20 protein-coding genes are annotated in these 18,829 nt (G+C 71.8%); 18 read left to right on the top strand and 2 right to left on the bottom strand.

The window, feature by feature from the left end:
- The first annotated feature begins 356 nt into the window (after positions 1-356).
- The 6 genes from WN71_RS24390 to WN71_RS24365 are packed head-to-tail and all read left to right on the top strand — an operon-like array spanning position 357 to position 7,220.
- Entirely contained in the window at positions 357-1,913 is a 1,557-nt protein-coding gene (locus tag WN71_RS24390; protein ID WP_046592234.1) for an ABC transporter substrate-binding protein, read from the top strand.
- 13 nt (positions 1,914-1,926) lie between these two features.
- Positions 1,927-2,895: an ABC transporter permease gene (locus WN71_RS24385; protein WP_206300128.1), complete on the top strand. Its 969-nt coding sequence runs from the start codon at positions 1,927-1,929 to the stop codon at positions 2,893-2,895.
- Complete coding sequence (locus WN71_RS24380) at positions 2,892-3,800, top strand: ABC transporter permease (RefSeq protein ID WP_046592235.1); 909 nt, start codon at positions 2,892-2,894, stop codon at positions 3,798-3,800. Before WN71_RS24385 ends, WN71_RS24380 begins: the two co-directional genes overlap by 4 nt.
- A gap of 19 nt (positions 3,801-3,819) precedes the next feature.
- On the top strand, positions 3,820-4,836 hold the full coding sequence (locus WN71_RS24375; RefSeq protein WP_046592236.1) for an ABC transporter ATP-binding protein: 1,017 nt from the start codon (positions 3,820-3,822) through the stop codon (positions 4,834-4,836).
- Complete coding sequence (locus WN71_RS24370) at positions 4,826-5,911, top strand: ABC transporter ATP-binding protein (protein ID WP_046592237.1); 1,086 nt, start codon at positions 4,826-4,828, stop codon at positions 5,909-5,911. The genes WN71_RS24375 and WN71_RS24370 overlap by 11 nt, the downstream gene beginning before the upstream one ends.
- The gene (locus WN71_RS24365; RefSeq protein WP_079178069.1) at positions 5,877-7,220 is read left to right on the top strand and encodes an MFS transporter; all 1,344 of its coding nucleotides are present in this window, start codon (positions 5,877-5,879) and stop codon (positions 7,218-7,220) included. The genes WN71_RS24370 and WN71_RS24365 overlap by 35 nt, the downstream gene beginning before the upstream one ends.
- A gap of 70 nt (positions 7,221-7,290) precedes the next feature.
- Here the strand turns inward: WN71_RS24365 and WN71_RS24360 are convergent, their stop codons facing one another.
- Complete coding sequence (locus WN71_RS24360; RefSeq protein WP_046589863.1) at positions 7,291-8,265, bottom strand: sugar ABC transporter substrate-binding protein; 975 nt, start codon at positions 8,263-8,265, stop codon at positions 7,291-7,293.
- Between the two features lie 463 nt (positions 8,266-8,728).
- Complete coding sequence (locus WN71_RS24355) at positions 8,729-9,169, bottom strand: PadR family transcriptional regulator (protein WP_167382955.1); 441 nt, start codon at positions 9,167-9,169, stop codon at positions 8,729-8,731.
- 274 nt (positions 9,170-9,443) lie between these two features.
- On the opposite strand from WN71_RS24355, the gene WN71_RS24350 reads away from it, so the two are divergent.
- The 12 genes from WN71_RS24350 to WN71_RS24295 all read left to right on the top strand — a co-directional run bounded on the left by WN71_RS24350 (position 9,444) and on the right by WN71_RS24295 (position 18,786).
- Positions 9,444-9,977: a flavin reductase family protein gene (locus WN71_RS24350; protein WP_046589858.1), complete on the top strand. Its 534-nt coding sequence runs from the start codon at positions 9,444-9,446 to the stop codon at positions 9,975-9,977.
- Between the two features lie 196 nt (positions 9,978-10,173).
- Positions 10,174-10,848, top strand: coding sequence for a PadR family transcriptional regulator (locus WN71_RS41025; protein WP_052743147.1), 675 nt, complete (start codon positions 10,174-10,176; stop codon positions 10,846-10,848).
- A gap of 13 nt (positions 10,849-10,861) precedes the next feature.
- On the top strand, positions 10,862-11,344 hold the full coding sequence (locus tag WN71_RS24340; RefSeq protein WP_143074871.1) for a pyridoxamine 5'-phosphate oxidase family protein: 483 nt from the start codon (positions 10,862-10,864) through the stop codon (positions 11,342-11,344).
- Positions 11,345-11,612: 268 nt separating this feature from the next.
- Positions 11,613-12,026 (top strand): VOC family protein, encoded by a 414-nt coding sequence (locus WN71_RS24335; RefSeq protein ID WP_046589854.1) that lies wholly within the window; start codon positions 11,613-11,615, stop codon positions 12,024-12,026.
- 3 nt (positions 12,027-12,029) lie between these two features.
- Positions 12,030-12,821, top strand: coding sequence for an alpha/beta fold hydrolase (locus WN71_RS24330; RefSeq protein ID WP_046589852.1), 792 nt, complete (start codon positions 12,030-12,032; stop codon positions 12,819-12,821).
- Positions 12,822-12,964: 143 nt separating this feature from the next.
- Entirely contained in the window at positions 12,965-13,723 is a 759-nt protein-coding gene (locus WN71_RS24325; RefSeq protein WP_167382954.1) for a class II aldolase/adducin family protein, read from the top strand.
- A gap of 21 nt (positions 13,724-13,744) precedes the next feature.
- Positions 13,745-14,548 (top strand): siderophore-interacting protein, encoded by an 804-nt coding sequence (locus tag WN71_RS24320; RefSeq protein ID WP_052743146.1) that lies wholly within the window; start codon positions 13,745-13,747, stop codon positions 14,546-14,548.
- 148 nt (positions 14,549-14,696) lie between these two features.
- A complete protein-coding gene (locus tag WN71_RS24315) occupies positions 14,697-15,623 on the top strand; it encodes an NADP-dependent oxidoreductase (protein WP_046589848.1) in 927 nt (308 codons plus the stop codon).
- A gap of 277 nt (positions 15,624-15,900) precedes the next feature.
- Entirely contained in the window at positions 15,901-17,100 is a 1,200-nt protein-coding gene (locus WN71_RS24310) for an MFS transporter (RefSeq protein ID WP_046589846.1), read from the top strand.
- 61 nt (positions 17,101-17,161) lie between these two features.
- The gene (locus WN71_RS24305) at positions 17,162-17,518 is read left to right on the top strand and encodes a PadR family transcriptional regulator (RefSeq protein WP_046589844.1); all 357 of its coding nucleotides are present in this window, start codon (positions 17,162-17,164) and stop codon (positions 17,516-17,518) included.
- Position 17,519: 1 nt separating this feature from the next.
- A complete protein-coding gene (locus WN71_RS24300) occupies positions 17,520-18,065 on the top strand; it encodes a hypothetical protein (RefSeq protein WP_046589842.1) in 546 nt (181 codons plus the stop codon).
- A gap of 49 nt (positions 18,066-18,114) precedes the next feature.
- Positions 18,115-18,786 carry a GntR family transcriptional regulator gene (locus WN71_RS24295; RefSeq protein ID WP_046589840.1) on the top strand — a complete coding sequence of 224 codons (672 nt, stop codon included), beginning with the start codon at positions 18,115-18,117 and terminating at the stop codon, positions 18,784-18,786.
- Positions 18,787-18,829: the final 43 nt, after the last annotated feature.

Here is an 18,829-nt window from a genome sequence, read left to right as displayed (position 1 = left end):
GACGGCTGCCCGGCGACCTCTTGGACGCGCCCGTCACCGGCCGCGAATTTCCTCGATCACGACCCTTGCTAGTGACTCAGTCGCAAACCTATCGTGACATAGAACCTAAGGTTTCGGCAGCAGGTCGTCGAAGGTTTGTCACCACCCTGGACATCCCTTGAGCGCGGTTGTCACTGTTTCCGGCGTCACCGCTGATTCACGTCGGCGCCCCTCCACCCCGCACTGCAGGCGGGGCCGGAGGACTGCCGTGGCGCCGTACGTCGGCGTGCCGTCCATCCCACCGTGCGCCGGCCTCCCCACGGGCGAAGGCGACCTTGTGCCCACGTTCAGACATCCCGTTTTTCGAGAGGTACGACATGGTTCGGAACAGAGTTCTCACCGCTGTCGCCGGCTGCTGTGCCGCGCTGCTGCTCGCGGCCTGCGAGTCCGAGAGCACCGCCGGCTCCGACGGGTCCGCGGCGTCGGGCAGCCCCGTCGCGGGCGGCACCCTGCGGGCCGTCGAGATCAGCGAACCGCGCAACCTCGACCCCGCCCTCCTCCAGAACACCCTCCAGGGCACCGCCCTGTTGGGCAACGCGCTCTACGGCAACCTCATGGTCAGCGACGAGAAGACCGGCGCCCTCCAGTACCGGATGGCCACGGACTTCTCCACCAAGGACGGCGGCAAGACCTTCACGCTCAAGCTGAAGGACGGCCTGAAGTTCTCCGACGGCACCGCTCTGGACGCGGCCGCGGTGAAGTACAACTGGGACCGGCTGAAGGACCCCAAGCTCGGCTCGGACTCGCAGCCGTACGCCTCGGTGGTGAAGTCGACGAAGGTCGTCGACGCGACCACCCTGGAGGTGACGCTCACGATGGCGACGCCTCTGTACGGCGAGCAGGTCGTGCTGAGCGCCATGAACTGGATAGCGTCCCCGGCCGCGTTGAAGAAGGGCGAGAGCTCCTTCGACGCCCACCCCGTGGGCGCCGGGCCCTTCACCCTCAAGAGCTGGACCCGCGGCGGCGCGCTCGACCTGGTGAAGAACACCTCCTACTACGACGCCCCGAAGCCCTACCTCGACGGCATCACGCTGACCACGTCCACCGACCCCCAGCAGCGGGTCAACTCGCTGACCAGCGGCGGCGCCGACCTCGGCGTGGAGACCGACTGGGAGGCCGTGGCCAAGGCCAAGGCGGCCGGCCTGACCGTCGAGACGGTGCCGTCCGGCGGCGGCCGCTTCCTGACCCTCAACACCCTGCGCGCACCCTTCAAGGACGTGAAGGCACGCCAGGCGGTCAGCGAGGCGATCGACACCGACGCGCTCAACGCGGCCGTGTACGAAGGAAAGGCCGAGACGGCGAGCGGCCTCTTCCCGAAGGCCAGTCCGTACTACAACGACGTCGCCCTGCACACGTACAACAAGCAGGCCGCGCAGAAGCTGTTCGACGAACTCGCCGCCGACGGCAAGCCGGTCTCCTTCACCTTCACCGCCTTCCCCACCGACAAGGCCCTGGCCGAGGCCGTACAGGCGCAGTTGAGCGCGTACGACAACGTCACCGTCAAGATTCAGACGGTCGACTGGTCGGAGTCCGGGAAGGTCTTCGGGCAGAAGCAGTACGACATGCTGCTGTCCACCGCGTTCTTCCTCGACCCGGAGCCGGCCCTGTCCTCCGCCTTCTCCGGCAAGTCGCCCCGCAACGCCACCGGGATCGCCGACCCGCAGCTCGACGCGGCGCTGGCCAAGGGCAGTTCGGCCACGACCGACGAGGAGCGGGCCGCCGCCTACCGGACGGTCTCCGAGCGGCTCGCCGCGCTCGACCCGGCGATCCTGGTCGCCCGCACGGCCCAGGCCACGGTGACGAAGAAGGTCGGCGGAGTGGTGCTCGACGGATCCGGCTCTCCGCTTCCGGCGGACTTGTGGCTTGCCAAGTGACGGAGTGCGCACGGTGAAACGCAATCGGACGGCTCTGGCCGTCGTACGCAAGACCGGCCGCGGCGTCCTCGTGATGCTGCTGGTCACGCTGGCCATCGTCGTTCTCATGGCGAGCGCCCCCGGTTCGGTCGCCGAGGTGATCCTCGGCCAGAACGCGACCAAGGCCAACGTCGCCGCGCTCAACAAGGAACTCGGCGTGGACAAGCCGGTGTTCGAGCAGTACACGCAGTGGCTCTCGCACGCGCTGCGCGGCGACCTCGGCACCTCGCCGCTCACCCACCAGTCGGTGACGACCGCGATCGCCGAGCGGCTGCCCGTCACCCTCGAACTCACCGTGCTGGCCGTGCTGATGGCGCTCGTCCTCGCGGTGGTCTTCGCGGTGGCGTGCGCCTCCTGGCCGGGCAGCCCGCTCGACCGGGCGCTGACCGCGGTGTCCTCGGTGTTCCTGTCGGTCCCCGCGTTCATCGCGGGGCCGGTGCTCATCTACTTCCTGTCGGTCAGGCTCGGCTGGTTCCCCGTGATGGGGTGGACGCCCATCGGCGCCGGGTTCGGTGAGAACCTCCGGGCGGCGATCATGCCGTCCCTGTCCATCGCCCTGGTGGAGATCGCCGCGTTCCACCGGCTGCTGCGCACCGACCTGATCGGCACCCTGGGCGAGGACTTCATCGGCGCGGCGCGCGCCCGCGGCATGAGCAGGGCCTACGTCATGTTCCGGCACGCGTTTCGGCCCTCGTCGCTTTCCCTGGTGACCATGGTGGGCCTGAGCATCGGCCGGCTGGTCGGCGCCACGGCCGTGGCCGAGACGCTGTTCTCGCTGCCCGGCCTCGGCCAGCTGCTGATCACCTCGATCGGCAGCCGGGACGTGGTCATGGTGCAGGGCATGGTGGCCTTCACCGGCATCGTGTGCGTCGCGGTCAACACGCTCGCCGACATCGGCTACGGCGTCGTCGACCCCCGGGTGAGGCGGGTGGCGGCCGCATGACCACCACCGACACCGCGGCCGAGCGCGCCACCGGGCAGCCGAGGCCGCCCGTCGCGCCCGGCCGGCTGCCCCGTGTCACCCTGGACCGCAGGGGCACGTCGGCGCTGGTCCGGCTCAGTCAGGGATGGCTTGTGCTGATCGTCGCCCTCGCCGTGCTCGCGCCGGTCCTTCCGCTGGCGTCGTACGCGATCCCGATCGGGGCCCCGCACACCGCCCCCGACCTCGGTTCGTTCTCGACGCTGCTCGGCACCGACGGCCTCGGCCGTTCGATGCTCTCGCGTGTCGTCTACGGCGCCCGCGTCTCGCTCGTCGTCGGCGCCGCGGCCTGCCTGATCGCCTTCGTCGTCGGCACCGTACTCGGGCTGCTGGCGGGCTACTTCGGCCGTTGGATCGACAGCGTCGTGGTCCTGGTCTCCGACGTCATGCTCGCCTTCCCCGGTCTCGTGCTGCTGCTGGCGCTCGCGTCGATCTTCAGCCCGAGCGTGAAGACCCTGATCCTCGGTATGGGTGTCATGGGCGTGCCGCAGTTCGTCCGCCTGGCCCGCGCCCACACCCTGTCGTGGTCGGCGCGGGAGTTCGTACGGGCCGCGAAGGGGCTCGGCGCGAACCCGTTCCGGATCCTTTTCCGCGAGATCCTGCCGAACGTCCTGCCGCCGCTGGCCTCGTACATGCCCATCGTGCTGTCGCACATCGTCGTCGCCGAAGGGTCGTTGAGCTTCCTCGGCCTGGGCATCCCGCCGCCGCGCCCCTCGTGGGGCGGGATGGTCAGCGCGGCCAAGGACTCGATCGCGGACCAGCCGATGCTGGTCTTCGTGCCGGCGCTGGCGATCTTCTTCACCGTCTTCGCTCTCAACCAGATCGGAGACCACCTCAGGAGCCGCTTTGACCGAACAGTCGAGCAGTGAGCAGAAGGACCCGAGAGCCGTGAAACCAGAACCACTCCTTCACGTCACGCATCTCCGCGCCTATTTGAGTTCACGGCACGGGGTGGTCAAGGCCGTCGACGACGTGTCCTTCGAAGTCGGGCACGGCGAGGCCATGGGGCTGGTCGGCGAGTCGGGCTCGGGCAAGTCGGTCATGTCCCGGGCGATCATGGGACTGATGCCGCGGCGGTCCGACCGCACCGGCTCCGTCCTGTTCAAGGGGCGCGAGCTGATCGGCCTGCCCCGCAAGGAGATGAGCGAGATCTGGGGGCCGCAGATCTCCATGGTCTTCCAGGACCCGGGCCGCTCGCTCAACCCGGTCGTCCCGGTGGAGCGGCAGCTCACCGAGGGCATGCGCAGACACCTCGGCCTCGGCAGGTCCGAGGCCCGCGGCCGGGCCCTGCAACTCCTGCGCGAGGTCGGCGTGTCCGACCCCGAGCGGCGGCTGCGCAACTATCCCCACGAGATGTCGGGCGGCATGTGCCAGCGCGTCATGATCGCCGCGGCGCTCGCCTGCGAGCCCGACCTGCTGATCGCCGACGAGCCCACCACCGCGCTCGACGTCACCATCCAGCGGCAGATCCTCGACCTGCTCCGCCGCGTGCAGCGGGAGCGGAACATGTCGATGATCCTCATCAGTCACAACCTGCCCCTGGTGGCCGGCCGCACCGACCGCACCGCGGTGATGTACGCCGGCCGCCTCGCCGAGACCGGCTCCACCCGGCAGGTGTTCGAGTCACCCCGGCACCGGTACACCGCAGCTCTCCTCGCCGCCACGCCGACCATCACGCACGAACGCCACAGCCCCTTCCGGCTGATCCCCGGCACCCTGCCCAACCCGGTGAAACCGCCCGCCGGTTGCCGGTTCGCGGCCCGGTGCGACCACTTCCACGGCCCCTGCCACGAGTTGGGACCGGACATGACGCCCGTCGCCGCGGGCCACCACGTGGCGTGCGCCGACCCGGTGCCGGCCCCCGCCGCGGTCGGCGCCCGGGGAGGTGAGCACGATGGCCGGTAGCGGAACCGCCCATCTGCGCGGCGAGGACGCCCTGCTCAGCGTGCGCAACCTCGTCGTCGAGTACCACACCGACGCGGGCACGGTGCAGGCCGTCTCCGACGTGAGCTTCGACGTCCTGCCCGGCGAGACCCTGGGCATCGTCGGGGAGTCGGGCTGCGGCAAGTCGAGCATGGGCCGGGCCGTCCTCCGGCTCGGCGGCATGACCTCGGGAGAGATCAGCTGCGCCGGCGAACGCATCGACCGGGCCGACGAGAAGACGATGAGGGCGCTGCGCCGCGACATGCAGATGATCTTCCAGAACGCGCTCGGGTCGCTCAATCCCCGCCGCCATGTCAAGGAGATCGTCGCCGAAGGGCTCGCCATCGACGGCGTACCCAAGGCGGAACGGGACCGGCGCGCCACGGACATGCTGGAGGAAGTGGGCCTGACCCCCGAACGGTTCTCCGACATGCTGCCCCGCCAGCTCTCCGGCGGACAGGCCCAACGGGTCGCCATCGCGCGCGCGTTGGCCCTCCGACCGAAGTTGTTGGTGTGCGACGAGCCGGTGTCCGCGCTCGACGTGTCCGTGCAGGCGCAGATCCTCAACCTGATGGAGAAGCTGAAGCCCGAGTTCGACCTCACCGTGGTCTTCATCGCGCACGACCTCGCGGTGGTGCGCTCGGTCAGCGACCGCGTCCTGGTCATGTACCTCGGCAAGGTCTGCGAGTTCGGCGACTCGGTGGAGGTCTACGACAACCCGGTCCACCCCTACACCCGGGCCCTGCTGGAGTCCGTACCGCTGCCCGACCCGGACCGGCCGTTCACCGGCTCCCCCCTCGAAGGAGACGTACCCTCACCCCTCGCACCGCCCACCGGCTGCCGGTTCAGCGGCAGATGCCCCGCCGCCCAGGAACGGTGCGCGCGGTCGGAGCCGGAGATCCGCGAGGTGCTCCCCGGACGGTTCGCGGCGTGCCACTACCCGCTGGCGGCAGCCGCCGACCTACCGGACCCCGACGCCCGTGCCGCGGCCGCGGACCGGCGTGAACCACAAGGCAGGGAACATGAACCGACCGGGCGACGACCCGAAGGCGCCTGAGTCCGGGGCGGCGCGCGCCGGTGACCGCGAATCCGCGGCCACCGGCGCGCGCCCCGACGGACAGGCGAGCAAGGCCCTTTCGGGCAACCATCGGACGCTGGCGGCCCTGCGGGCCGGACCGTTCCGCAGATTCTTCATCGGCCAGGCCATCAGCCTCCCCGGATCGTGGATGCAGTCCGTCGGCCAGGGCTGGCTCATCGTCGAGCTGACACACTCCGGCACCGCCCTCGGCTGGCTCACCGCCGTGCAGTTCCTGCCGGGGCTGCTGCTCGCGCCCTGGGGCGGTCTGCTGGCGGACCGCTTCCCCAAGCGAACCTTGATGCTGCTCACCCAGTCGGCGATGGCGGCAGCGGCCCTCGTCCTCGGCACGCTCACCGTCACCGGACGGGTCGGCATCCCCGCGATCCTGGGCTGCGCACTGGTCCTGGGCATCGCGCAGGCCGTCGACAACCCGGTGCGTCAGTCGTACCTGATCGAGCTGACCGGACCCCGGCTGATCCGCAACGCCGTGTCCCTCAACGGCGTACTGATCAACGCGGCCCGCGCGGTCGGCCCGGCGATCGCCGGCGTCCTCATCGTCGCCGTGGGCATCGGCTGGTGCTTCCTGCTGAACGCCGTGTCGTTCACCGGCATCATCGTCGCCCTGTGGACCCTGCCTGCCGGCGCGGTCCGCGCCGACCGGGCCCCGGCCGTACGGGAGTTGCGCGAGGGGTTCGGCTACGTCCGCGACCACAAGGACCTGCTCTGGCCGCTGTCGATGGTGTTCCTGGTGGGCACCTTCGCCGCGGAGTTCCCGATCACCCTGCCGCTGCTGGCGCGCACGACGTTCCACGGCGACGGCGGCACCTACGGCTGGATGACGTCCGCGATGGGCGTCGGCGCCGTCGTCGGCGGCTTCGTCGTGGCCCGGCGCGAGAGCGTGGGCACGGCCCCGATCGCCTGGGCGTCCGTCCTGTACGGCGGTGCCGTCACGGCGCTCGCGCTGAGTCCGACGCTGCCGGTCGCGGTGGCGGCCCTGGTCCTGGTCGGCGTCGGCAGTTCGGCCTTCATGGCGATCAGCAACGCCACCCTGCAGATGTCCAGCGAGGCCCGCTACCGGGGCCGGGTCATGGCGCTGTGGTCCGTCGGCTTCGCCGGGACCACGCCGATCGGCGGTCCCGTCGTCGGCGCCATCGGGGAACATGTCTCGCCCCGCTGGGCGGTCGGTGTAGGCGCCCTGTCCTGCGCGGTCGCCGCGGTGTCGCTGTTCGCGGTGGCCCGCGGCCGCGCCCGGGCGGGTGCGGCCGACCGGGGCGTGTCCGTGTCGTAGGGAGCGGCTGCCGTGGACGAGGTGTGGGGGGCCGCGGCCCCCCACACCTCGTCCGGCTGTCGTCCGCCGTTCAGCTGTCGTCCGAGGGGCAGTACACCGGTGCCGTGTCGGCGTTGGGACGGGTGATCAGGCGGATCCGCGCCTTGGTGATCTTGTCCACGGGCTTGTCCTTGCGCAGCAGCGAGAGGGTGTTCTCGACCGCGAGCGTGCCGGTGTCGGCCGCCGAGTTGCTGACGGTCGCGGACAGCCGGCCGTCCTTGAGGGCGGCCAGGGCCTCGTCGGTGCCGTCGACCGAGACGATCTTCACCTGGCCGCCGCCGTGCTCGTCGAAGGCGGTGCGCGCGGCGAGTGCCATGTCCTCGTTGGCCACGAACGCGTACTGGAGGCCGGGGTGCGCCTCGATCATCTGCCGCGCCACCTTGGCGGCCACGGCCGGGTCGTACCTCCCGGACTTGTCGTCGACGACCGACGCGTTGGCGGGCAGGGCCTTCCTGAACCCGTCCTCCAGCTGGTCCGACGCGGACCCGGAGGAGCCGCCGATGACGCCCACCTGGACGGTGGCCTTTGCCGCGTCCTGCCCGATCCACCGGGCGTCGAGGGCGCCGACGCCCGTGAGGTCGGCGACCACCGCGCCGAGGATGCCGGAGGTGTCGTCCGGCGCCACGGAGATGAGGAAGACCGGCACATCGGCCTTCCTGGCCTTCGCGAGGTCGTCCTGGAGGGCCGCCGCGCTGACCGGCTGGAGGATGATCGCGTCGACCTTGCGGTCGATCATGTCCTGGACGGCCGCCAGTTCGGAGTCCGCGTCATGTTGGGAGTGCGCGGTGACGAGGTGGGCGAGGTTGTACCGGGCGTCGTTCTCGACGGCCTCCTGGAGGCAGGTGTCGAAGCGGGTGGTCCCGCCGTTCACCAGGCCGAGCGTGAGAGGCCCGGAGGCCGCGCCCGAGGCAGCGTCGTCCTTGATCAGGCCGCATCCGCTGAGCAGTAGGCCGGCGGCCAGGCCGGAGGCGAGCAGCGATCTTCGGGGAGAGGGGGTCGAGGACATGCGGAGGCACCTTTCGCCAGGTCGTGAGGGACCCGCGTCCGGCGGCCCCGGGGGATCCGGTGGCCCGATGGATGACATATCGCTGTCGCTGCGGCCGGGCGCGGTGAGGAGGTGTCGTGCCGCGGGGGGAAGGCGATCCAGGCGCACCCCCGCGGCGACACCCCGGGCCACTGGTCCGTGCAGGAGCGGGCCGCTTCGCGGCCGGCCGTGTCCTGCCCAGCCACAGAGCGGCGCGGCGCGGCGGCTCCGTCGCCGACCGTTGCCCGGGTGACAGAAGGGTAGCGACAGTCGTGATACATCGGAAAGGGTCGGTACGAAAGAAGGTGATACGAATCCCCGGGGGGCGGTGCGGCGGGCGGTGCGGGGGCGCGCGGGCCGCACGAATGAAGAAGCCTCCCGTCGGCTGCCGGTGATCGGATCCGGTCAGTCGCGGGAGGCTGGGGGAGCGGGCGGAGCGGGTGGCCTACTGGTCCATCAGGATGCGGTAGAGGGTCTGCCGCGCGTTGCGGACGGCGGCGATGGCCTGTTCCATCTGTTCGGCCGACGCCTCCGACGACGACACCTGGCGGGCCGCGGCCTTCAGTCGCTCCATCTCGGTGCGCAGCGGCGAGTGGTGCAGCTCCTCGTGGGTGGCGGCCTCCTCGGTGGCGATGTCGCCGTCCTGCCCCTGGAGGGCCTGCTCGCGGCCCGCGTCGGTCAGGGCGAAGACGCGACGCCCGTTCGCGTCGCTGCCCTCCACCAGGCCGCCGTCCACGAACGACTGGAGCAGCGGATAGACCGATCCCGGGCTGGGCCGCCAGCTGCCGCCGCTGGACGCCTCCAGCCGGTCCATCAGCTCGTAGCCGTGGGCCGGCCCGTCGAGCAGTGCGGCGAGCAGCAGGCTCGGCACTCTGCCTCGGCGCATTCGGCGCCCCGCGCCGCGGTCGTGACTACCCCTGTGCATTCCGCCCCATCACCGGCCTCTGCGAGCTCGCCGCCCGCACCTCGCATCGCATCTCACAGATATATCGACATGGTATCAGCAGAGGTGGAAGAGGGTGCCGCCGCCGCGGAGGTGGACCCGTAGACCGTTATCGATACATCGTGATAGACCTTTACCGAGGATGGAGCGGCGGATCGGCCGCCACCTCGTGCATCCCGGCCCTTCGTGGAGCCGGTCGACCGTCATGGGAGTGTGCATGACCACCCTGCGCGATGTGCGTGACACGCGGGTACTTCGAGACGCCTACGGCTGTTTTCCCAGCGGTGTCGCGGCGGTGTGCGGCCTCGTGGACGGATCGCCCGTCGGCATGGCCGTCAGCTCCTTCACCTCCGTGTCGCTGACCCCCGCGCTGGTCTCGGTGTGTCTGCGGAACTCGTCGGCCACCTGGGACCGGTTGAGCCGGCTGCCGCGGCTGGGCGTCAGCGTCCTGGCGGAGCACCAGGACGGCGTCTGCCGCCAGTTGTCGCGCGGCGGGCCGGACGGCCGTTTCCACGGCCTTGGCTGGCGGCGGAGCGACGCGGGAGCGGTGTTCGTGGGCGGCGCCGCCGCCTGGTTCGACTGCTCCGTGTTCGCGCTGCTGCCGGGCGGGGACCACACGGTCGCCCTGCTGGAGGTGCACGGCCTCTCCCGCGACCAGGACCGCTCCCCACTGGTGTTCCACGGCGGCCTCTTCCGCCGGCTCGCCCCGGGAGCGGAGGTCGGGCGGGCGGCTGAGGCCGGCCGGGGGTGACGCGAGCGTGTGCCCATGCCGATCGTGATACATCGGGAGGGCGCCTGCGCCTCTTGATTCGCGGCATTAAGTCACTGTTCACGCGTATCGCCCCCGCGGCAGCGGAACTCCGGTTACCGACTATCGGAGATATTGACAGCGACTGCTAGCGATATATCATCGACACAGTCCGACACAGTCACCGAAGGGAGATGACGTGTACAACGACGACTTCCCGTACTCCTACGGGACGCTCCGCGGCGGATACGGCGGATACGGCGGATACGGCGGATACGGCGGATACGGCGGATGCGGCGGATACGGCGGATACGGCGGATACGGCGGATGCGGCGGATACGGCGGCGGTCGCCGCGGCCGTGGCGGTGGCCGCGGCAGGCGGTTCGCGTACGACGCCTCCGGCCCGGCCGCGGGCCCGTGGCCGGCCTGGGGGCGGCGCTCCGGCGGCCGCCGGTGGGTGCTGCTGGCCCTCCTCAAGACGGAGAGCCCGCGCACCGAGACCGAGCTGGTGCGGGCGCTGGAGGCCCGCAGTTTCGGCCGGCCTTTCCCCGGTCCCGCCTTCGTCTACGGCGTGTTGCGGCAGTTGCAGGACGAGGGCCTGGTCCGCGTGACGGACGGCGAGGCCGAGGACGGCCGTACCTACGAACTGACCGAGGCCGGCGTCGCGTACGTGGACAGCGTCAACGACCCCGCAGGGCCTTGGGCGTTGGCACCGGAGGGCGCGTACGCGCTGCACCGGGCGATCCACGCCACCGCGGCCGCGGCGCGGCAGGTGGCCCTCAACGGTGGCGGCGAAGCCCCCGTCAGGGCCACGGAGTTGCTCAACGAGACCTGCAAGCAGCTGTACCGCCTGCTGGCGGACGGCGACCGATGACCGGGAGATGACCATGGCAGGAAAGCCCGCAGACGCCCCCGACCGGCCGGCGGAGAAGATCGACCTCACCGGGACCGTCGCGGCCTCGCTCAACAGCGCGATGGACCGCGAACGGCCCGCGGTGGTCAGCGTGGTGGCCGTCGACGGCACCCCGTCCGTGTCGTTCCGCGGCAGCATCTTCGTGTACTCGCGCGACCAGCTCGCCATCTGGGTGCGCAAGCAGCACGAGGGGCTGGCCGTCGACGTGACCGCCAACCCGGCGATCTCGATCCTGTACTACGACCCCGCGCAGGGGCCCGACCCCGCCGTGGGTGCCCGCCGGATCCTGGTCAAGGGTCGGGCCCGGGTGGACGCCTCCGTCAACGACGCGGTCTACGCCGGGATTCCGGAGGCCGAGCGGGGGCGCGACGCCGAACGGCGCGGTGTCGCCGTCATCGTCGACGTCGACTCGGTCGTCGGCTTCGGCGGGACGGGGCCGATCAAGCAGGCCCGCTGACGGCCGAGAAGGGCCGCCGGGGCCTGTGCGGATGCCCCGGCGCCGCCGACAGGGCCGTAGGGCCCGACCCGCACCAGGTGCCGCACCGGGGTTGACGTCTCTCTCCGGCACTCACTACGCTCGATAACGATAGGTCACGATACAGCGGCTTGAGAAACCGGTCGGTGCGCGTCCCGCGCCCGAGGCCGAGGCGCCGCGGCGTGAGCCCTCCGCACCACCACTCGACGCCGGCCCGCACGGGTCATCAGGCAGCGAAAGGAAAATCCCCATGAGTCCCGACCTCGACAAGAGCACCGACGCTCACACCATCCACCACGTCAACTTCCCGATCACCGACCCGGCCAGGACGGAGGAGTGGTACGGCAAGGTCTTCGGGATGAAGCGCATCATCCCGCGCGCCCGCTCCGGCTCGGCGGGCGCCCCGCAGATCCAGGCGCTGCTGCTCACCCACGGCAACTTCGACCTGCACTTTTCCCCGATCACGGACCTCGACCCCAAGATCCACTACCACTTCGCGATCGAGGTGGAGGACTTCGAGGCGTTCCTCGGGCACCTGGAGAAGCTCGGCGTCCCCTACGACGAGCCGTACAGCCGGCCGCAGAACAACTCGAAGACCACCACCATCCACGACCCCGACGGCCACCACGTCGAGATCACCCACCACGCCGACCGGGACTGGTGACCGATGCCCTACGCGAGCACCGGGGACGGCAAGGTCTACTACGAGTCGCACGGAGAGGGCCCGGCCCTCGTCCTGCTGCACGGCGGCGGCGGCAACCACGCCGCCTGGTACCAGCAGATCCCGCACTTCAAGCAGCGCTACCGGGTCATCACCATCGACCTGCCCGGCTTCGGCCTCTCCCTGATCGACTCGGGGCGGTTCGACACCGGCCTGCACCCCGCCGCCATCGAGGCGGTGCTCGACCACGCGGGCGTCGACCGCGTGTTCATGGTCAGCCAGTCCCTCGGCGGCTACTCGATGCTCTCCTACGCCGTCCACCACCCCGAGCGGGTCGCGGGCATCGTGATGACCAGCACCCTCGGCCCCGTCGGCGACGAGATATCCGACCTCAACGACAAGGGACGCGAGCAGGTCCGCCACCTCTCCGTGGCCGACTTCCTGCTCACCAAGGAGTTCCAGGAGAAGGAGGTGGAGAAGGTCCACCTCTTCTTCCAGGTCGGCAGCTTCAACCAGACCGGCCCCGGGCGGCCCAACCGGCTCGCCAACTCGCTGAAGGGGTCCGTCTCCATCCAGCAGATGCGGGACGCCATCACGGCCGGCGTCAGCATCTCGATCCTGGAAGGCGGTGCCGACGTCATGGTCTACAAGCCTGCCTACGCCCGTCTGCGCGAACTCCTCCCCGAGGCGAACGTCCAACTCGTCGAGGGCGCCCCGCACTCCGACTACTGGGAGAACCCCCAGCGGTTCAACTCGGTGGTCGACGAGATCCTCGACCGCGCCTACCAGGCCGGCTGACCAGGTCACCGCGTGCGGGCGGAGCAGGCCGCGACGGGCCGGACGCAGCCCGCCGCGGCACCGGGTGGCCGGGGAGCCGGAGTTCCCGGTCACCCGGCCGTCGACGGCGTCAGCCACACCCCCGACCGACGACAAGCACCGAGGTGAGGGCACTGCCCGAGAACCAAGCGACATCGACAGCGACGGCGCCGTCGGGCCCGGCAGCGGCACCCGGCCGTACGACGGACCCGGCCTCCGCCGTCGTCACCGGCTGCCGGGTGCTCGGCACCGACGACCACGGCGACCCCGTATGGGGCCACGTCTCGCAGCGCGACCCCGACGGGCGCGGTGTCTGGCTCAAGACCGGACCGCGCGGCTTCGACGAGGTGGCGGCGGACGACGTCGCGCTGGTCGACCTCGACGGCCGGCTGCTGGAGGGATCCGGACCGCCCCCGCGCGAGTACCCGCTCCACACCGAGGTGCTGCGGGCCCGCGGCGACATCAACAGCGTGGTGCACTGCCACCCGCCGTACTCCATCGCGCTGGCCGCGACCGGAGCGCCGCTGTACGCCTTCTCCAACGGCGCCGGACCGTTCGCCGGGGGAGTGCCCCGCTTCGAGGAGCCCGCCGGACTCGTCGAGACCGCCGAACTCGGCGCCGCCGTCGCGGACTGCCTCGGTGACGCGCGCGGACTCTTCCTCGTCGGGCACGGCATCATCGCCGTCGGCTCCAGCGTGTCCACGGCCGTCACGACCGCGATCCTCCTGGAACGGGCCTGCCGGCTCCAGGTTCTCGCGGCCTCGGCGGGCGGCGTCGACCCCGCGCTGCACCACCCCGGCAAGCGCTACGCCCACGCCGAGTCCGACGGGTACCTCCTGCGGACGTGGGACTACCTCGTACGCCGAGTCGATTCCTCGGCCTGATCCCGACCTCCAGGAGCAGAGATGACCACCCCACAGACATCGGCCGGGCCCCGGGGCGGCGGCCGCGGACGCCAGCGGCTGCCCCGCCGCCGGCTGACGGTCGCCGAGGTCACCCGGGTGACGCCCCGGCTCGTCCGGGTGCGCGCCGAGGGCGACCTGGCCGGCTGGACCGCGGACGGACCCGGGGCCCACCTCAAGGTGTTCGTGCCCGGTGCCGACGGCGGCAACGTGATGCGCAGCTACACGGTCCGGCGGTACGACCCCGAACAGGGCGAGATCGTCCTGGAGTTCGGCATCCACGCCGACGGACCCGCCACCCGCTGGGCCTCGGCGGCGGCGCCCGGCGACACCCTGGAGATCTCCGGTCAGGCCCGGGGCGGATTCCTCCCGCGCGACGACACCCGGAACATCCTTCTGGTCGGCGACCACTGCGCGCTGCCCGCCATGTCCTCGATCCTCGAATCCCTTCCCGCGGGCACCCGGGCGGAGGCGATCGTCGAGGTCGTCGATCTCGACGACAGGCTCAGCCTCTCCGGCCCCGCCGAACCCGTCGTCACCTGGACCGCCGAATCGGGCCGTCCCGGCGGCCAACTGGTGGCGGCCGTGCGGGACATGCGGTTCCCCGAGGAGCCCACCGAGATCTGGGTCGGCTGCGAGGCGGGCGTGATGCGCGAGATCCGCCGCCACCTGCTGGCGCAGGGCGCCCGGCGAGCCACACGGACCGCCACCGCCTTGGACGCGGGCCCCCTCACCCTGCACACCCGCGCGTACTGGAAGCTGAACACGGCCAACCACTCCGACCACGACACCGGAGAGGACGACTGAACCGTCGGACGAACCGGATCGATCCGCGGATCCGGGAAGAAGACGCCGCTCCCCGGCTGTTGGAGGCAGCGGCGGCGGTCGACCCGCGGCCGCCCACGGCGTGTCCTGCGGCGCGCCCGTCCTCGACACAGGGAGCGGTGGTCACGCGATGAAGGCGGTGCGGTTCCACGCGTACGGCGGGATCGATGTGCTGCGGGTGGAGGAGGTGGCGCGCCCCGTGCCCGGACCGGGACAGGTCCTGGTCGAGGTCCGCGCGGCCGGGATCCAGCCCGGCGAGGTGATGATCCGCGAGGGCGCGCGGCACGACCGCTGGCCGGCGACGTTCCCCTCCGGGCAGGGCAGCGACCTGGCGGGCGTCGTGGTGGAACTCGGGCCGCAGGCGCGCGGGTTCGCGGTCGGCGACGAGGTACTCGGCTTCAGCCACGGCCGGGCGAGCCAGGCGGAGTTCGTCGCGGTCGACGACGTCGCGCTGGTCTCGCGCCCGGCCGGGCTGCCCTGGGACGTGGCGGGGGCGCTGTACGTGGCCGGCACGACCGCGTACGCCACCGTGTTCGCGGTCGATCCCGGCCCCGGGGACACCGTCGTCGTGTCCGGCGCGGCGGGCGGCGTGGGATCGCTCGCGGTGCAGCTCGCGCGGCGCCGCGGCGCGACGGTGATCGGCCTCGCGCGCGAGCGCAACCACGCCTGGCTGAAGGAGCACGGGGTGGTGCCCGTGACGTACGGCGACGGCATGGCCGAGCGCGTGCGCCGGGCGGCCGGCGGACGGGTCGACGCGTTCATCGACACGTTCGGCGAAGGGTACGTCGAACTGGCAGTGGAGCTGGGCGTACCGCCGGAGCGGATCAACACCGTCCGCGACTGGGCGACCGCCGCCAAGGTCGGCGCGCGGACCTACGGCGAGGGCGCCGCCGCCTGCGCGGTCGTCCTCGGTGAACTGGCGCGTCTTGCCGCGCGCGGCGAACTGGAGGTGCCGATCGCGCGCACCTACCCGTTGGAGGCGGTGCGGGACGCGTTCCGCGAACTGGAGCAGGGACACACCCACGGCAAGATCGTGCTGCGGCCCCAGGACGCGTAGCGGCGTCGCGGTCGCCGTGGTCGTGGACATCTCGTAGTCATGGGCGTCCCCGTGGTCATGGGCTTCCGCGTGGTCGTGGACTTCCCCGTGTCCCGGCGACGACAATGGCCGTCCACGAGACATCGAGACTTCTGCCCGGTGACGGAGTCGGTGCGGGGCGTGTGTCCCCTCTCCGCGCCACCACTGGACGGGTCCTGACGGCATCCGCGGGTCGGCGCAACCGGGCACCGGCCGACCCGGGACGGGCCGTCCCGCCGGGCAGCGAAAGGGATTCGCCGTGCCGTCGGCGAACTACCGTTCCCTGCTGCGCACCCCGGGCGCCGCAGCCTTCTTCCTGCCGGCCTCGCTGGGGCGCGTCGGCATCGCGATGACCGGCCTCGGCATGGTGTGGCTCGTACACAGCCGCACCGGCACCTTCGCCACCGCCGGGCTCGTCAGTGGCGCCTTCGCCGTCGCCGACGCGCTCGGCGCACCCCAACTGGCCCGTTTCGTCGACCGGTTCGGGCAGACCCGGGTCCTGCCGCCCACCCTGCTCGTCCACGCCTCGGCGGCGGCCCTCCTCGTGACACTGGTCGTCGCCGACGCCGCCGACGGCTGGCTGGTGCTCGGCGGCGCGCTGGTCGGGGCCTCCGTACCGCAGCTGGGAGCGATGTCCGCGGCCCGCTGGTCGGCCGCGCTGCGCTCCGGCGGCCGGGCGGCCGAACTGCCCACCGCCTTCGCCCTGGAGTCGATCAGCAACGCCGTGGGCTACCTGGTGGGCCCGATGGCCGTCAGCGCCCTCGCCGGGGCCGGCCATCCCCTGGCCGGCACCGTGCTGGCCGCCTCCCTCTCCGTGGGCGGCGGCGCGCTCCTCGCCGCACACCGCGCGAGCGCACCCGCCCCGGTGGCCGCCGACGCCGAAAGCGCCCTGGGGCGGCGCCTGTTGCCGCGCGGCCCCCTGCTGCTCCTGCTCGGACTCAGCCTCGGCGTCGGGGTCTTCTTCGGTGCCCTTCAGGTGTCCGTGCCGGCCTTCGTGGTGGAGCACGGCGCCCCGGGTGCCGCGGCCCCGGTCCTCGCCGTCTCCAACGGCTGCGGGCTGGTGGCGGGATGGCTGTACGGGCTGCGCCGGCCGACCACCGCACCAGGGGTGCAACTGATGGCGGCCACGGGCGTGTTGACCTTCGGCGGCGCGCTCCTGCTCGCCGTCGGCTCACCGCTGGAGCTCGGCTTCGCACTGGTTCTGACCGGCGTCGTGATCCCGCCCCTGCTCGTGCTGTTCCCCCTGCTCGCCGAGTCGTTCGTGCACCGTGCCGTGCTGACCGAGGCGTTCGCCTGGCTGGGGTCGGCGAGCGCGGCCGGCTCCGCCGCCGCGGTGGCGTTCTCCGGCTGGGCGATCGACTCGGCCGGGGCGCGCGGCGGCTTCGCGGTCGCGGTCACGGCGGCCGGCGCGATGGCGCTCCAGAGCGCGGCCGGGCTGCGACTGCTGCGCGTCCCCTGAGGAACACCTCGCCGGATCGGGCTACTTGACATTGCCAGGTACTGGTAACAGTCTAGATGCTGTGACCTCAAGCCATGACCCGCAGCTCCTCAAAGGCGTCCTCTCCCTGTTGCTGCTGCATCTGCTGGCCGAACGGGAGTCGTACGGATACGAGGTGGCGCAGCGCCTGCAGGGTGCCGGCTTCACCGACGTGCTGGAGGGCACGGTCTATCCGGCGCTGGCCCGGCTCGAACGAGAGGGGCGGCTGGCCACCCGGCTGGTCGCCTCCTCCAGCGGCCCCGCGCGCAAGTACTACCGGCTGACCGACGCCGGGCACGAAGCGCTGACGGCCGGCGCCGCCGCCTGGGCGCGGCACGTCCACACCGTCGACGCCGTCCTGTCCCGTCCCCTGCCCACCGCACCGCAGAAGGGCTCCTGACATGCCGCACACCGTCACCCTGTTCGACCGGCTCCGCATCGAGCGGCTGGTCTGGTCGCTGGACCAGCGCCTGTACGACCTCCCCTCCCGCAACCGGGTCGCCCGGCGCCGCGAGGTCCGTGCCAACCTGCTGGAAGCCGCCGCCGAGGTCGGGGCGGCGCAGGCGGTACGCCGGCTCGGGAGCAGCCGCGCCCTCGCGGACGAGTACCTGGCCGCCGAACTCGGCGAGGGGCCACGGCACTCCTGGATCGCCGCCGCCGTCTTCCTGCTGACCGTGCCGCTGCTGCTCAACTACTTCCTGGGCGAGGCCGAGAACGCCTACCAGCAGGCGCTGACGGCCACGGGTGCGCACTCCGACGCCACCTTCACCTGGAGCGGCGTCGCCTGGTTGCAGAGCTCCGTCACCTTCGTCTTCCATCAGGGCCACGCCAGCCGCAGCGGCGGCGCGTGGACGCCGCTGGTCTACGTCCTGCTGTTCGCCGGTGCCGTACTCTGCGGCCGGCTCTGGCGGGCACTGCCGCACCGGCGGACCGCGCAGCCGGACTGAGACCGCCCTTCGTTGGGACCTAGATCCACCGCGGCCCTACACTGCGGGCATGAAACGGCAGCGGGTGGGCTCCTCCCTGGTGGAGGACGTGCAGGTGGAACTGCGCGAGGAGATCCTGATGGGCGTCCTCGCCCCGGGGGAACGCCTGCTCGTCCAACCGCTCTCCCGGCGGTTGAACGTCAGCCTGTCGGTGGTGCGCGAGGTGCTGACCCGGCTCACCCAGCAGGGGCTCGTGAAGTCCGCCCCGCAGCAGGGCTTCGCGGTGATGTCGCTGTCCCGGCAGGACCTCGTCGACCTCACGCGCGTGCGCGTCGACATCGAGACCCTCATGGTCCGCCGCGCGATCGCCGAGGGCGATCTCGCCTGGGAGGCGTCCGTCGTCGCGACGCACCACCACATGGCGCGCACCGAGGCCCTCGTCGACGGCGCCCTGAACGCGAGCTGGCGATCCGCCCACGCGGCCTTCCACGCCACCGTCGCGTCGGGCTGCGACAGCCCGCTGCTCCAGGGGTTCCGCTCGGAGCTCTACGACAAGGCCGAGCTGTACCGCGCCTGGGCGGTACGGGCCAGCGCGCGGCGCGATGTCGCCAAGGAGCACCGCGACATCTGCGAGGCCGTGCTGGACCGAGACGCGGACCGCGCCTGCGAACTCGCCGCGGCCCACATCCAGTTGACGACCGACCTGCTCCTCGCGTCGCCGCCGGCGGCCGACGCGGGCTGACCGGCGCCGCGCCCCGGTGCCGCGCCGTCCGGGCCCGCGTCGT

This window comes from Streptomyces mangrovisoli, assembly GCF_000974985.2.
Lineage (GTDB): Bacteria > Actinomycetota > Actinomycetes > Streptomycetales > Streptomycetaceae > Streptomyces > Streptomyces mangrovisoli.
The sequence above is the reverse complement of the archived record's forward strand: the minus strand, read 5'-3'. Positions and strand labels throughout refer to the sequence as shown.